The organism is Vibrio sp. 10N.261.51.A4 (assembly GCF_041471945.1).
In the GTDB taxonomy this organism is placed as follows: domain Bacteria; phylum Pseudomonadota; class Gammaproteobacteria; order Enterobacterales; family Vibrionaceae; genus Vibrio; species Vibrio crassostreae_C.
Window position 1 is genome coordinate 89090 of the sequence record NZ_JBFRPJ010000052.1, and the last position, 15017, is coordinate 104106.

The following is a 15017-nucleotide window of genomic DNA, read 5'->3' on the forward strand; positions in this document are numbered from 1 at the left end:
CCGAACACAAATAATCAGCGGCCAATGATCACGAGTATCATTGGCCAATCGCATATTGATAATAATTGTATCAAATAGGGTATGAGGACTCATCCCTAAGGGCTATTTCTCGTCGGTATTTTTATCCGTTAACTCTTTCTGCTGGTCTTTTGGTAGATGCTTATAGATATAAACACCAGTGAGCAAGGTGAAGAGCAAGGTCGCGATGAGTAGACCAAACACTTTGAAGTTTACCCAAACATCCAACGGTAGGCTGAAAGCAACGTAAACGTTGAGAATGGCACATAGAGTAAAGAACAAAGTCCAAGCCCAGTTGATCTTGCTCCATACCGCTTCAGGAAGTGTGATCTCTTTACCCAGCATGCCTTTAATCGCTGACTTGCCCATTAGGTGACTGACGGTCAGGCCGATAGCGAACAATGCATAAACGATGGTTACTTTCCATTTAATGAAGTTGTCATCGTGCAAGAAAATGGTCATGCCACCAAATACAGCAACCATCAGAAAGGTGATGATCTGCATTTTCTCTACTTTCTTGTAGATGACGTATGTCAAAACGATTTGTACTGCGGAAGCAACAATCAATGCACCTGTAGCCGTGTAGATGTCATACATCTTATACAGCGCAAAGAAAATAATGAGAGGAATGAAATCAAGGATTTGCTTCATGTGGCACTGACTGTCCAGTTAGTTGAGTTGCAGACAGTCTAACGAAAACTGTCTCGATGCTAAATAGCCCGAGACAATTGGGTGCTAATTAATTCCATGTAAATGCTTTATCTAGTCGGATCTTTTCATCATCGAGTTGGATAACGTTATCGCATTGATGTGGTTTGGTAGCGAGGTATTAGCTTCTTGATATCTTCAAGGTAACCCTCGCTCTTTAAGCTGTCTAAGGTGTTTTCGAGCTCTTGCTCACTCATGGCAAAACACGTCGATTTGCCTGTCGTTAGGTCGAGATACTCGTGATATTCACGCTCTGTGAAGTGGCCAATTCTGTCCATTAATAAGGTTTTAATTCCATGGTGAATCAAGCCGTAATACGTATGTCTTTGTAAGGTCATAGCCTATCCTCCGTGACAAGCTGCAGTGAAACTGTTGCAACCTGCTGTATATTGGTTGGGTTATCTATGACAAAGCAATTCGAATGCCATTTTCTCTAATTGAACGGAACATTTTCCCTACCAAATAGAATTGAACTTCTTTTCAAATAGTTAAAGCAAGGTACGTTCTGTTCTCAGACAACCAATACGTAACAGACATAGAATAGTTTCATTTTGAGAACGATGAAATTCTCATTATGACGCTCTACTGCCATTTATAGTGTGCTTCTATCTACGATGATTGCCGCTAATCGACAAGCCAATCAACCAGCGTAGATAAAGATGTATTTTGTCGATTCTTAGGCTGCAGCAAGAAGTAACCATTTCCAGAAAAGACACTGCCTTCACTCACTTTCACCAACCTGCCCAAATCAATATCTTGCTTAGCCAGCGTGATGTCGCCTATGGCAATGCCAAACCCTTGAATGGCTGCGTTCATCGCTTGATCAAGTGTCGCGAATTGTTGGTTGTTCTTACTTGAAAGGTCATGACTTCCTATGTGCTCTAACCAAAGTCGCCAATCACTTTGCTCATTGTTGGCGTGTAACCAAGTGTATTGAGCGAGCTTGTGTGGCTTGATGATAGTAGAAGCGCTACTTACAAGATGGCCCTGAGTAATGCTTTGCGCCTGGCAGACCGGAGCCAGCTGTTCATTGAACAATAACTGGCTCACAATCGATTGTTGGTTTGGCTTCTTACCATAGGTGATTACGGCGTCAAACGGGTCAAAGCTTGGTTCAAAAACGTGCTTGATGGTCGACGTGAGCTCGACATCAATTTCAGGGTAGGCTTGCTGAAAAGACATCAACTTGGGTAGCAGCCAAGAGGTAATACAGCTTGGTGCGTTGAGTTTGATCTTGGAGGGAGAACTTGCCACTTGATTGAGAGCCGATTGCAGTTGATGAATCGTTCCTTGTATCAGAGGAACCAGTTCTTCTCCTTTCGGCGTTAAAGACAATCCTCGAGCATGTCGATAGAAGAGATCACAGCCAAGACTTTCTTCAAACGACAATACCTGACGACTCACTGCACCTTGCGTAACATTGAGCTCATGTGCCGCGCGCGTAAAGTTGAGATGCCTTGCCGTCGACAAGAACGCGAGCAAGGTTTTAGTTGAAGGAAGTGTGCGATTCATATCTTTACCTATGATTTTTTATCATGGCTATTATGTGATTATTTCGATTCATTTATCAATAGTGTTCTGTTTGAATGTAAATACTTAATCATCATTTGTGATTCAATATGTGTATAGGTCACATTTTTTGAATATGAAGGCAGTGGTGAAGACATTGTGATTTTGTGAAAGGGATAGCTTCTTGACATCTTTTATCGATAGTTTAGTACCTCAGGCTGTAAAAAAATTAATACCTTATCAATCAGCAAGAAGAATTGGTGGTGATGGACGAGTCTGGTTAAACGCCAATGAATTGGAAAGCTCGTTGTTTCCAGGAGAAGCAAGCCACAATCGATACCCAGACTTCTTACCACAAGATATTGCTAAGGCTTACCAAGATTACTGCGGAACTGATGCTGCAACGGTTGCCGTTCGTGGCGCCGATGAAGCGATAGATTTACTGATCAGAACATTCTGTAAGCCAGCGAGTGACAATATACTTATTTGTTCACCAACGTATGCAATGTATGAGTTTTGCGCCGATGCATTGGCGATTAATACCTTGGATTCTCCATTGCAGGAAGACTTCAGCCTTAACGTCACTGATATTGTGAACAAAGCGAAGTTGGCTAATATCGTGTTTCTTTGCTCACCAAATAACCCAACGGGCAATGTGATTCCTAAATCGGATTTGATTCAGGTACTGGAAGGCACGACTGGAAAGTCGCTAGTGGTCGTCGATGAAGCGTATATCGAGTTTGAACCACAAACGTCAGCTGTGAGCCTTATTGAGCGTTATCCGCATTTGGTAGTGATTCGCACCTTGTCTAAGGCGTTTGGACTGGCTGCGGTTCGATGTGGCTTTATCTTAGCGAGTCAAAATGTGATGCAGTATGTCGCGAAGCTGATTCCACCTTATCCGATGCCGGATTGCTCATCGCAAATCGTGTTAGACGCTTTGTCTGATGAACGAGTCTCAGTGATGCAAGACGCGACACAAAAGCTGGTCGAACTACGTAACTGGTTTGCTTGTGAGTTAACGCAATTTGATTTCATCGAGTCTGTTTACCCTTCATCGACGAACTTTATTTTGCTGCGTCAAAAACCTGGGCATCAAGTGTTCAGTGTATTGGCGAAGGATGGCATTGTGACAAGGAATCAAAACCACGAACATGCTTTGCGTAATTGTGTTCGAATCAGTATTGGTAGCCAAGAGAGCATGTTAGAAGTGATAACGTCACTAACACGCTACCAAACCGAGCTACAACAGACTCAACAAGATCAGCAAAAACGACAGCATCAACAAGATCAATATATAGAAACTCAATCTCAACTCGATAAAGATCATATCTAGGATGGCAATGATGAAAAAGATAATACTAGGACTCGCTTGTGCGGCCGCTTTACTTGGTACAACGGTACAGGCGAAAGAAATCCGTTTGGCGTCGGACTTTACGTATCCGCCATTTAACTACAAAAACAGTGATGGTGTGCCTGTCGGGTTTGATATTGAGATAGCTGATGCTCTGTGTGAGCAAGCCAAACTCGATTGTACTTGGGTTTCACAAAGCTGGGACTCGCTAATTCCAAGTTTGTTGGCAAGAAAGTCAGATGTGATCATGGCGTCAATGCGTATCACCGAAGAGCGTAAGCGTAAGATCTTGTTTACTGATAAGTACTACCAAACACCAGCCGTATTTGTTGCTGCTAAAAGCGCTGAGTTCAGCGTCGATCAGGCAGGCTTAGCGGGCAAAACCATAGGTGTTCAGCAAGGTACGATTCACGATCGCTACGTAACCGACAAGTTTGGCAATGTTGCCAACATTAAGCGTTACACAGGGCAAGATGAAGTTTATCTGGATCTGCAAAATGGTCGTCTAGATCTAACCTTTGGCAACTCGGATCAACTGTCATTAGCTTTCTTAGATAAAAAAGAAGGTGAGGGCTTTGAATTTAAAGGTAAAGCAGTAACCGACAAAGCCTACATTGGCGAGGGTACGGCGTTAGCACTAAGAAAGCAGGATTCAAAACTGGCGAAACAATTCAATGCCGCGATTGAAGAGATCAGAGCGAACGGTACTTACGACAAGATCGCCGCTAAGTACTTTACGTTTGATATCTATGGCGCTGATTTGTAATTCGTCTAACGCCTAAAAATTAGAACACCAAAAACAAAAATCCGAGGGCTGTAAGGCTCTCGGATTTTCTAGTTTATGCTGGTGGTGTCAATTCAAGTCACCATCAACTTAGCGTTTTAATATTACGCTTGCTGTTTTTGTAGCTCAGCTTCTTTCGCTTCGTCTTCGATTAGAGAATCAACGATGACTGCACATGCTGCATCACCAGTGATGTTTAGAGCAGTACGGATCATGTCGAAGATACGGTCTAGAGCGAACAACAGAGGTAGACCTTCAATAGGGATACCAGCTGCTAGAAGAACCGCAACCACTAGGAAAGAAGGACCTGGAACACCTGCTTGACCAACTGCGCCTAGAGTCGACGTTACGATGATAGCAATGTAAGCGCCCATAGACAGGTCGATGTTGAACAGCTGTGCGAAGAAGATAGCAACTAGGCCGTAGTAAATTGCGTTACCAGACATGTTGATCGTCGCACCAAGTGGCAGAACGAATGAAGCCGTAGAGTTACGAACGCCAAGTTCTTTCTCTACCGTTTCCATTGTTACTGGCAGTGTCGCCATTGAAGAGGCTGTTGATAGTGCAACCGCTTGAGGCTTCTTCATTGCCACTAGGAACTTCTTAGCAGAAGTCTTAGTGAAGATTTGAATCATTAGCGGGTAAGCAACAAAGCCGAAGATCAGAATCGCAGCGATGTAGACAACGAACAGTTTGAACACAACCATAAGTGCGCCAAAGCCGAATGTACCCACAGCTTCTGCCATTAGGCCGAATACGCCTAGTGGTGCAATGATCATAACCTTGTTGATCATCCAAACCATAGCGTCAACAATCGCGTTTACGCCATTGATGATAGGGTCACGTTTCTCTTTCGCTTGTTTAGAAATCGCAATACCGAAGAATAAGCAGAAAACTAGAATTTGCAGAATGTTTGCTTCATTCAGTGATTGGAAAACGTTGGTCGGGATCATGCCTGTGATGGTTGCCCAGAACGTTGGAAGTTCACCTTTCGCAGCGTATTCAGAAGAGAACATGCCTTCAACGCCAGAAACATCGATACCACGACCTGGTTCGAATATTTCACCCATTACTAGCGCTAGTGCTACAGCAAGTGCAGACGTTAGTGCAAAGTAACCTAGAGTGGTCACGCCCACTTTACCTGCTGATGAGCTGTTGCCTAGACCAGCAGCACCTGAAATTAGGGCAACCGCGACTAGAGGGATAACCAGCATCTTGATCAAATTGATGAAGATAGCACCCAGTGGAGCGAACATAGTTGCGCTGTCACCCATCATCGCACCGACTAGGGTACCGATGATCATTGCAATAACGACTTGAACGCCGATGTTGCTTAGTAAACTCTTTTCTTTTAACACTTCCATAACCTCTGTGCTACTAAATATAAAAATCCCAGAACTACTCACCAATGTACGATGTACCATTGGATTAATATTTCGCGAGAAGTTTTACACGTATCTTTTACATTTATCAATATGAGCAGAGATGAAAGAACACCAAAAAGCAGTAATCAAATGTCATTTGATGATTTTTCACACTAAAGCAAACGTTTGCTTTTTGATTTGTCATTATTTTTATAAATGGTGGTGATGTTTTGGTGGGGTATTATAGGTGTGCTACAGGTTTGTATGAGGTGTTGTTTTTATCAGAAATTTAACAATTGAGAGGGTTTGGACGTGTTCTCGGAGAAAAACTCCCACAGCGCTAATTATCGCACTAGTGGGAGCCTATTTATTATTTTTGCGTTGCCGCTTTCATTGGCGTAACAAACTCAGCAAGTGCTTTAAGCATTGCTTCTGGTTGTTCAACGTTGTTTTCAATGATTTTCACAACCGCAGAGCCAGAGATAGCACCAGCAGCGCCAGCTTCGATGGCTTCTTTTACTTGCTCAGGAGCAGAGATACCGAAACCAAGCAGTGCTGGTGGCGCATCAAACTTGTTCAAACGGTCAAGTAGGGCTGTCACAGGCATGTTTGCTTTGGTTTCTGCACCCGTTACGCCAGCACGAGAAAGTAGGTAAGTGTAACCACCACCTAGCTCAGAAACCGATTGAAGCGTCTCATCACTTGCTGTTGGTGGAGCAATAAATATTGGGTGAATACCAAACTTCTTAGCTGCAGCAACAAACTCGCCACTCTCGTTGGTTGGTACATCAGCAATCAATACTGAATCGATACCTGCATTCGCACAACGCTCGTAGAAGTTCTCGATACCACGTGCGTACACCAAGTTTGCGTACATCAGTAGGCCGATTGGCAGATCTGGGTATTTAGCACGAATTTGACCAATAAGATCAAAACACACATCTGGCGTTACTTTTGAATCTAACGCACGAATGTTTGCACCTTGGATTGTCGGGCCATCTGCAAGCGGATCTGAGAATGGAATACCAAGTTCAAGTGCATCAGCACCCGCTTCAACGAGTGTTTCCATGATCTTAAGAGACTGCTCAGGGTTAGGATCGCCAACCGTTACGAATGGTACAAATACGCCCTGATTCTTTTCAGCTAAGCGAGTGAAGAGTGATTGATAGCGATCCATTATAATGCTCCTTTCTCTTTAAGAATGTCGTGTACAGAGAAGATGTCTTTATCACCACGACCAGATAGATTAACCACTAATAGCTGTTCTTTCTCTGGGTCATCGTGAGCCATTTTAACAGCATGAGCCAAAGCATGAGATGACTCTAGCGCTGCGATAATACCTTCTTTACGTGCAATCAATTGGAACGCTTCTAGCGCTTCGTCATCGGTCACGTTGTCGTATTCAGCACGGCCAATAGCATTTAGGTGCGCGTGTTGAGGACCAACTGATGGGAAGTCTAGACCCGCAGATACAGAGTAAGACTCTTCTACTTGGCCGTTCTCATCTTGCATCAGTGGCGCTTTCATGCCGAAGAAGATACCGGTTTTACCGTGCTTAAGCGGCGCGCCGTGTTGGTCGGTATCAATACCTTTACCAGCCGGTTCTACACCGATTAGGCGAACAGTTTCTTCTTCAATGAAATCCGCAAACATACCGATAGCGTTCGAACCACCGCCGACACAAGCGATAACCGCATCAGGAAGGCGACCTTCACGAGCTAGAATTTGGTTCTTCGTTTCTTCACCAATCATGCGTTGGAAATCACGAACAATCGTTGGGAATGGGTGAGGACCCGCTGCAGTACCCAATAGGTAATGCGCGTCTTCATAAGTTGCAGACCAGTCACGTAGTGCTTCGTTACACGCATCTTTTAGCGTTGAAGAGCCAGAATGAACAGGGATAACCTCTGCGCCCATTAGCTTCATACGGAACACGTTCGGGCTTTGACGTTCAACGTCTTTTGCACCCATGTAAACACGACACTTAAGACCTAGTAGAGCACACGCTAGAGCCGTTGCCACACCGTGTTGGCCTGCGCCAGTTTCAGCGATGATTTCCTGCTTACCCATGCGTTTTGCTAGCAATGCTTGGCCAAGAACTTGGTTTGTCTTGTGAGCGCCGCCGTGAAGGAGATCTTCACGCTTTAGGTACAGTTTGGTTTTTGTACCTTTAGTCAGGTTACGCGTTAGCGTTAGTGCCGTTGGACGACCTGCGTACTCTTGAAGAAGCGTCATGAATTCACTGCGGAACTCAGGATCTGCTTGTGCATCGATAAATGCTTGTTCCAGTTGGTCTAGTGCTGGCACTAGGATCTGCGGTACGTATTGACCACCGTATTCACCAAAGTAGGCATCGAGTTTAGCCATTGTGTTATTCCTTCAATTCTATCGATGTGTATTCACACCAAGTCATTTAATCTTGCTTGAGCTTCGCAAAAGGCAAAGCTCACAAATATGTTTTTAGTTTCTGCTTTCTAATTTCTAGCGCCGAGCTTGGACTAGTAATTACGAATCGCTGCAAAAGCGCGTTGCAGTTTGTCTGCGTCTTTTTTACCTGGAGCTGATTCAACGCCTGAGTTTAGGTCTAGCCCTAAGCAGCCTAGTTTCGCTGCTTGGTTAGCATTGTCTGGGTTTAGGCCACCCGCCAACATGATTGCGCTTTGGTTGTTGATTAGGCTCCAATCAAACGCTTGACCTGTACCACCCGTTTGAGAACCTACTTTAGTATCTAGCAGGTGACGAGTCACGTTGCTTTTCAGTAATTCTGGTAGCGCGCTTTTAGCACCGTTTTCAGCACCAGAAGCAACACCGTAAGCTTTCCAAATCTCAACGCGTTCAGGTAGAGATTGTTTTAGTTCATCGACAAATGCTTGAGACTCATCACCGTGCAGTTGCACAGCGAATAGGCCTAGCTCAGATACCGTTTTCGTAACGTCTGCTACGCTGTGGTTTTGGAACACACCCACGTAGTTCAGCGGTGCGCCACTCATAGTTAAACGAGCCGCTTCGATATCCACATGACGCTTAGATGCTTCAACGAATATCAGACCACCGAATACCGCACCAGCTTGATAAGCCTTTGCTGCATCGTCAGAGTGAGTTAAACCACACACCTTGTTTTCACCCAGTGTTACTTTGCGTACCGCAAGCTCGAGGTTCTTCTCTGCCATTAGAGAGCTACCGATTAGGAAGCCATCTGCAAACGTTGAAAGGTCACGAACTTGTTGATGTGTGTAGATGCCAGACTCTGAAATCACAACTGCGTTTGGAGCCAGTTCGCGAATCAGCGGCGCCAACTCTTTAGTACGGTTCAAATCAGTCGAAAGGTCACGAAGATTACGGTTGTTAATGCCGATCACCTTAGCGTTTAGAGCGACTGCACGGTGAAGCTCTTCTTCGTTGCTGACTTCGGTCAATACACCCATGTTGAGTGAGTGAGCGACTTCCGCCAGCGCTTTGTACTCTTCGTCATCTAATACCGATAGCATTAACAAGATAGCATCAGCTGAGTAATGACGAGCTAGATACACTTGGTAGGTATCAACCATGAAGTCTTTACACAGGATAGGCTGCTTAGCAATGCTGCGAACTTTAGGTAAAAACTCAAAGTCACCTTGGAAGTACTTCTCGTCTGTCAGCACAGAAATCGCGTTTGCGTGGTTGTTGTAAACAGAAGCAATGTAGTCGAGGTCAAACTCGTCACGGATTAAACCTTTTGACGGAGAGGCCTTTTTACATTCAGTGATGAAAACCGTTTGTTCTCCGCTCAGAGCGTCATAAAAGCTGCGGTCTGTTGCAGTTAGTGACGCTTTAAACTCGTCTAATGGTTGAGTCTGCTTACGTGCTTCAACCCATTGGTATTTATCACGAACGATTTTTGCTAATACTTCCGCCATTTCAGCTTCTTTGACTGAAACGTGGGTCGACAGTTTATCGGTAGTCTGTGTCATGTTCTTTGTCTCGATTCGTCGTTCGTTAGGCGTGTGCAGCAAGCTTTTGTACAAGCTCGTATGCTTTGCCAGAGTTCATCGCGTCAATTGCTTGCTGTGCGTTGGCTTTTAGGTCTTCGTGACCAAACAGACGCATCAGTAGAGCAACGTTGACTGCCACTGCGCCAACTTGAGCATCAGTGCCTTTACCCGTCAGGATATCGGTTGTGATGGCTTTGTTCTCTTCTGGCTCGCCGCCCTTGATTGCTTCAAGAGGGTGAGTGTTCAAACCAAAGTCTGCTGGTGTCACTGTGTATTCGTGAATTGTGCCATCTTTGATTTCAGCAACCATGGTTTCGCCGTGAATCGCTACTTCATCAAGGCCGCTACCGTGAACAACCGCCGCGCGCTTCATGCCCATTTGCAGCATGGTTTCTGCGATAGGGCGTACCAGCTCTTTGCTGTAAACACCCATTAGCTCGATGTTAGGGCGAGCAGGGTTAATCAGTGGGCCAAGAATATTGAAGATAGTGCGCGTTTTCATTGTTTGACGAACCGGCATCGCGTGACGTACACCAACGTGATATTGCGGAGCAAATAGGAATGCTACGCCAAGTTCATCAACAGCCGTACGTGTGTCTTCAGCTGTCATCGCTAGGTTGATACCGAACGAATCCAGTAAGTCAGAAGAGCCTGATTTGCTCGATACGCTGCGGTTACCGTGCTTCGCGACTTTTAAGCCACACGCTGCGGCAACAAATGCAGAAGTCGTCGAGATATTGATGGTGTTGTGACCGTCGCCACCTGTACCTACGATGTCTGCGAAATCGTAATCAGGGCGCGGGAACGGGTTTGCATTCGCAAGTAGTGCTTTTGCTGCGCCTGCAATTTCATCGGGCGTTTCGCCTTTGATTTTCAGTGCAGTTAGCGCAGAAGCCATCAAGATTGGGTCTAGTTCACCCTTGATGATCACATCAAATAACTGTTGGCTTTCTTCTTGAGTAAGAGACTGCTGTTCGTAAAGTTTATTAATCTGTTCCATGATCGTTTCCTATTTTCCAGTCTTTTCAAGGCGAAGAGGTTTCTCAAGAGCCCATTCGATAGCGTTTGCTAGAAGCGTTGCACCGTAGGTCGTCATAATTGATTCAGGGTGGAATTGGAATCCACACACCTTGTCTTGTTCTTGAACCACAGACATCACCAAATCATCTACTTCAGCGGTCACCGTTAGGCTATCAGATACATGCGTTGCCACTAAAGAGTGGTAGCGAGCGATAGCCAATGGCGAAGGTAAGCCTTGGTAAGTCGCATGGTTTTGGTGTTCCATCATCGACACCTTACCATGAATGATTTCGCCAGCGCCTGCAACGGTGCCGCCATAGGCTTCAACAATCGCTTGGTGGCCTAAGCAAATACCAATCATTGGCACTTTACCTTTTAGAAGCTGAATCAGCTCTGGCATACAGCCCGCATCTGCTGGAGCGCCAGGGCCTGGTGAAAGCAGTGCAACAGGGGTGTCTAGTTCGTTGATCGCCGCTTCAACTACCTTTGCTGGAATGTTGTTACGGTAAATTTTCACGCTGTGACCCAATGAACGGAACTGGTCTACAAGGTTGTAAGTGAACGAGTCGAAGTTATCGATGAATACAATATCAGCCATGATTACGACTCCTTCTTATTTGATGAGTGTTGGTTTGTAGCAGAGCTCTTAGTATGAGCTGCTTGAATCGCTGAGATAACCGCTTGTGCTTTGCCGCGAGTTTCATCGGCTTCTGCTTGTGGGTCTGAATCGAATACCACACCAGCGCCAGCTTGTACTTGTGCTACGCCATCTTCAACGTAAGCAGAGCGAATTACGATACAAGTATCTAGAGTCCCTTCACCGGTTAGATAACCGACTGCACCACCGTAGCTACCACGACGCGTTTTTTCTACGTCACGAATAAGCTGCATTGCGCGGATTTTTGGTGCGCCCGTTAGCGTGCCCATGTTCATACAAGCTTGGTAAGCGTGCAGAGCATCTAAGTCTTCACGGAGCTGACCAACAACACGAGAAACCAAGTGCATTACATGGCTGTAGCGGTCTACTTTCAGTAAGTCTGCTACGTGGCGAGTGCCAGCTTCGGCAATACGTGCCACATCGTTACGCGCTAGGTCAACTAGCATCATGTGCTCGGCGTTTTCTTTCTTGTCGGTACGCAGTTCAAGCTCGATACGGCTGTCTAGGTCGAAATCGATTTGACCGTCAGGGCGCTTACCACGACGACGAGTACCAGCAATCGGGTAGATCTCGATTTGGTTGGTTTCTGTCTCGTATTTCAGCGCGCTTTCTGGAGATGCACCGAACAGAGTAAACAGCTCGTCTTGCATGTAGAACATGTAAGGGCTTGGGTTGCTTTGTTTGAGTTCTTTATAAGCCGCCAGTGGGGCAGGGCAAGGTAGAGTGAAGCGGCGTGAAGGTACCACTTGGAATACATCGCCTTTAACTACGTACTCTTTTAAATCACGAACCGTTTGGCAGAAGTCTTCATCTGAAACGCTAGGTACAGCTTCAACGTTGTCTAACGGCGTTACTTCAGTGATGGCTTTCAGGGACTGACACTGAGTTTGAATGTCGGCTAGACGGTCAGTTAATTGCGCTTTGATGTTGTCATCTTGAGCAAATAAGCTCGCGTGAAGTAGGCCTTCGTTCTCTTGGTGATCGAAACGCAATAGTGTTTCAGCTACGTAGAATACAAAGTCAGGACAATTGTTGGTTGCTTCAGCATCACCTAGTGGCTCAAAGTTTGCCACGATGTCGTAAGCGAATAAGCCCGCCATGAATAATGCGTGTTTGTTATCCGCGTCTTGCTCAAAGCTGTGCTGAACCAAACGCAGTGCATCGAATGAAGAGGCTTCTCTTAAACGTGAGTCTTCGTCTAATTCGTTGCTTGGTTCGATAAAAGTCAGCGTCAAAACGTTATCAGTAAGGTCAGATTTAATTTCTGCTTTCACGTTTTGAGTGAGATGTTCGATAAGCGCTTGACCGTTTTCAGTCAATGCTTGAAAGGTTACTTCATGTCCGCGACATACGATGCGAACAGCAGAGTCGATAAGGAGTAGGCTTGTCAGGTTCTGTTTAGATTCAATCTCGGCAGATTCCAACAAAAGACTATCAGTTTTGTTTTCACACAAAGTATGAAAAACGCTGGTTGGATCTTGCGAGTAAGGAACTGAGGAATTGATGACCTCAATGGTTCCCAGCTTTTTGATTTCAATGGCCTTGTTCACAAGACCTCCTTTATGATTCTTTAAATTTCCTGCCGTACATAGTCGCATAAAGATACCTTTCACCCAATCTAGAATATGGTCAATTCGATGATTTGTTAGTCAGTTGAATGTGAGATGTTCGACAAATTAAAAAGCCCGCTATTAAAGCGGGCTTAGTGATAACTTTTTTATAAACAAACTGTTTAACTAGAAGTACACGTTAGCCCACCAAGAACTTGTCCAAGTGCGCCACCAATTAAGCTCTGAACTTGCTTCTACTGAAGAAAGTTCTAAAACTTTATCTTTATGGTTTTGGTTAAATTCTTGTAACATGGTGAACCTATCAAATGTGATACTTCGTATTTGTGTACTAGTTAACTAGTTTTCTGCTTGCGGGTCAAGTGTGTTGACACAAATATAACGATAAAAATTGAAAACAATGAAAAAGAATATATGAGAATTGATCTACATAGTCATACAACAGCCTCAGATGGCCGACTTACTCCACCTGAGCTAATTGACCGAGCGCTTGGCTTTAACATCGAAGCGCTAGCGATTACAGATCATGACACGACTGATGGGCTTGCTGAAGCACGCAGCTACATTGCGGATAACAACCTTCCTATTCAGTTGATCAACGGCATTGAGATTTCGACTGTTTGGCAAAACAAAGATATCCATATTGTTGGGTTAAACGTTGATCCTGAGTCACCAGAACTCAAAGCGCTCATTGAACAACAGAAGCAACACCGTATTGGACGTGCAGAGATGATTGCTCACCGTCTTGAGAAAGCGACTCGTGAAGGGGTGTTAGAAGAAGTTAAATTGATTGCGGGTGATGCACCAATCACTCGCGCTCACTTTGCTAAGTGGCTAGTCGACAATGGCTATGCGAAAACTATGCAGCAGGTGTTTAAAAAGTTTCTTACTCGTAATAACCCAGGTTATGTGCCGCCAACTTGGTGTTCAATGAGTGATGCTGTCACGGCTATTCATGCTGCTGGTGGACAAGCCGTACTCGCTCACCCTGGGCGATATGGACTTACAGCCAAGTGGGTTAAGCGCCTGCTAGCGGCATTTGTTGAAGCGAAAGGGGATGCGATGGAAGTAGCTCAACCTCAGCAAGCGCAACAAGAAAGACGCACACTCGCGGATTATGCTATACAATACAAACTATTAGCCTCCCAAGGCAGTGATTTCCATTACCCATCTCCGTGGATGGAACTTGGACGCAATCTCTGGCTACCTTCTGGGGTCGAAGAAGTATGGAAAGATTGGGAGTTTCAAACGGTTTCACCATCTGAATAGTCTTTAGGTGAGCCAGCTCCTTCTGATGATAGAGTCGAGAGATTCGATAACGAGGATCAACAATGAGCCAGTTTTTTTATGTACACCCAGATAACCCACAAGCACGCTTAATTACTCAAGCGGTTGCGATTATTCGCAATGGCGGCGTTGTGGTTTATCCAACAGATTCCGGTTATGCGCTGGGCTGTCAGCTTGAAAACAAACAAGCACTTGAACGTATCTGTAAAATTCGTCGCATCGATGACAAGCACAATTTCACCTTGTTATGCCGTGATCTTTCTGAGTTATCACTGTATGCACGCGTTGATAACGTGGCTTTCCGTCTGCTGAAAGCACACACGCCAGGTGCTTACACGTTTATCTTTAAAGCAACTAAAGAAGTGCCAAAGCGTTTGATGAACGCCAAGCGTAAAACGATTGGTATTCGTGTCCCAGACAACAAGATTGCACTCGACCTGTTGGAAGCGATGGGCGAACCACTGATGTCGACGTCTCTGATTCTGCCGGGTAACGAGACTACGGAGTCGGATCCAGAAGAAATTCGTGACAGCCTAGAACATGCGGTTGATGTCATTTTGAATGGCGGTTACTTAGGTGAGCAACCGACGACGGTTATTGACTTCAGTGACGATGATGCCGTGGTTCTACGTCGTGGTGCTGGCGATCCTGCGCCGTTTGAATAATCGCTTTACTGATTAACAGTCTGTAACGATACAGCAAACCTGCCACAGTAAATAACAAGTGCTTTTTGGCAGGTTATTTGCGATAATACGCGACCGCGATTTGGTCGCGAA

At 45.2% G+C, this 15017-nt stretch carries 15 protein-coding genes and 1 other annotated feature; of the genes, 4 read left to right on the top strand and 11 right to left on the bottom strand.

Annotated features, from left to right (window positions below):
• Positions 1–102 precede the first annotated feature (102 nt).
• The 3 genes from AB4384_RS12640 to AB4384_RS12650 form a co-directional block, all read right to left on the bottom strand.
• Positions 103–669: a septation protein A gene (locus AB4384_RS12640; protein WP_102533827.1), complete on the bottom strand. Its 567-nt coding sequence runs from the start codon at positions 667–669 to the stop codon at positions 103–105.
• Positions 670–815: 146 nt separating this feature from the next.
• Entirely contained in the window at positions 816–1064 is a 249-nt protein-coding gene (locus tag AB4384_RS12645) for a hypothetical protein (RefSeq protein ID WP_004736516.1), read from the bottom strand.
• A 286-nt stretch (positions 1065–1350) separates the two neighbouring features.
• Entirely contained in the window at positions 1351–2238 is an 888-nt protein-coding gene (locus AB4384_RS12650; protein ID WP_102445375.1) for a LysR substrate-binding domain-containing protein, read from the bottom strand.
• Positions 2239–2419: 181 nt separating this feature from the next.
• Here AB4384_RS12650 and hisC point away from each other — a divergent pair, with 181 nt between their 5' ends.
• A complete protein-coding gene (gene hisC, locus AB4384_RS12655) occupies positions 2420–3571 on the top strand; it encodes a histidinol-phosphate transaminase (RefSeq protein ID WP_102445376.1) in 1152 nt (383 codons plus the stop codon).
• Positions 3572–3581: 10 nt separating this feature from the next.
• Positions 3582–4355 carry an ABC transporter substrate-binding protein gene (locus AB4384_RS12660; RefSeq protein ID WP_371720724.1) on the top strand — a complete coding sequence of 258 codons (774 nt, stop codon included), beginning with the start codon at positions 3582–3584 and terminating at the stop codon, positions 4353–4355.
• A gap of 122 nt (positions 4356–4477) precedes the next feature.
• Here AB4384_RS12660 and AB4384_RS12665 read toward each other — a convergent pair whose 3' ends face one another.
• The 8 genes from AB4384_RS12665 to AB4384_RS12700 form a co-directional block, all read right to left on the bottom strand.
• The gene (locus AB4384_RS12665) at positions 4478–5797 is read right to left on the bottom strand and encodes a dicarboxylate/amino acid:cation symporter (RefSeq protein ID WP_346393668.1); all 1320 of its coding nucleotides are present in this window, start codon (positions 5795–5797) and stop codon (positions 4478–4480) included.
• 310 nt (positions 5798–6107) lie between these two features.
• Positions 6108–6914 (bottom strand): tryptophan synthase subunit alpha, encoded by an 807-nt coding sequence (trpA, locus tag AB4384_RS12670; protein WP_372129628.1) that lies wholly within the window; start codon positions 6912–6914, stop codon positions 6108–6110.
• Positions 6914–8104 carry a tryptophan synthase subunit beta gene (gene trpB / locus AB4384_RS12675; protein ID WP_017061500.1) on the bottom strand — a complete coding sequence of 397 codons (1191 nt, stop codon included), beginning with the start codon at positions 8102–8104 and terminating at the stop codon, positions 6914–6916. Before trpB ends, trpA begins: the two co-directional genes overlap by 1 nt.
• 131 nt (positions 8105–8235) lie before the next feature.
• Positions 8236–9687 (bottom strand): bifunctional indole-3-glycerol-phosphate synthase TrpC/phosphoribosylanthranilate isomerase TrpF, encoded by a 1452-nt coding sequence (trpCF, locus tag AB4384_RS12680; RefSeq protein ID WP_372129629.1) that lies wholly within the window; start codon positions 9685–9687, stop codon positions 8236–8238.
• A gap of 25 nt (positions 9688–9712) precedes the next feature.
• Positions 9713–10708 carry an anthranilate phosphoribosyltransferase gene (trpD, locus tag AB4384_RS12685; RefSeq protein ID WP_229647081.1) on the bottom strand — a complete coding sequence of 332 codons (996 nt, stop codon included), beginning with the start codon at positions 10706–10708 and terminating at the stop codon, positions 9713–9715.
• A 9-nt stretch (positions 10709–10717) separates the two neighbouring features.
• Entirely contained in the window at positions 10718–11326 is a 609-nt protein-coding gene (locus AB4384_RS12690; protein ID WP_372129630.1) for an aminodeoxychorismate/anthranilate synthase component II, read from the bottom strand.
• 2 nt (positions 11327–11328) lie between these two features.
• Positions 11329–12936, bottom strand: coding sequence for an anthranilate synthase component 1 (locus tag AB4384_RS12695; RefSeq protein WP_372129631.1), 1608 nt, complete (start codon positions 12934–12936; stop codon positions 11329–11331).
• Between the two features lie 125 nt (positions 12937–13061).
• Positions 13062–13176 (bottom strand) — a sequence feature (Trp leader region).
• Positions 13123–13248 carry a trp operon leader peptide gene (locus AB4384_RS12700; protein ID WP_009848753.1) on the bottom strand — a complete coding sequence of 42 codons (126 nt, stop codon included), beginning with the start codon at positions 13246–13248 and terminating at the stop codon, positions 13123–13125. (Overlaps the previous feature by 54 nt.)
• 120 nt (positions 13249–13368) lie before the next feature.
• Here AB4384_RS12700 and rnm point away from each other — a divergent pair, with 120 nt between their 5' ends.
• Positions 13369–14223 (top strand): RNase RNM, encoded by an 855-nt coding sequence (gene rnm, locus AB4384_RS12705; RefSeq protein WP_017061496.1) that lies wholly within the window; start codon positions 13369–13371, stop codon positions 14221–14223.
• A 62-nt stretch (positions 14224–14285) separates the two neighbouring features.
• The gene (locus AB4384_RS12710; protein ID WP_009848751.1) at positions 14286–14906 is read left to right on the top strand and encodes an L-threonylcarbamoyladenylate synthase; all 621 of its coding nucleotides are present in this window, start codon (positions 14286–14288) and stop codon (positions 14904–14906) included.
• Positions 14907–15017 lie beyond the last annotated feature (111 nt).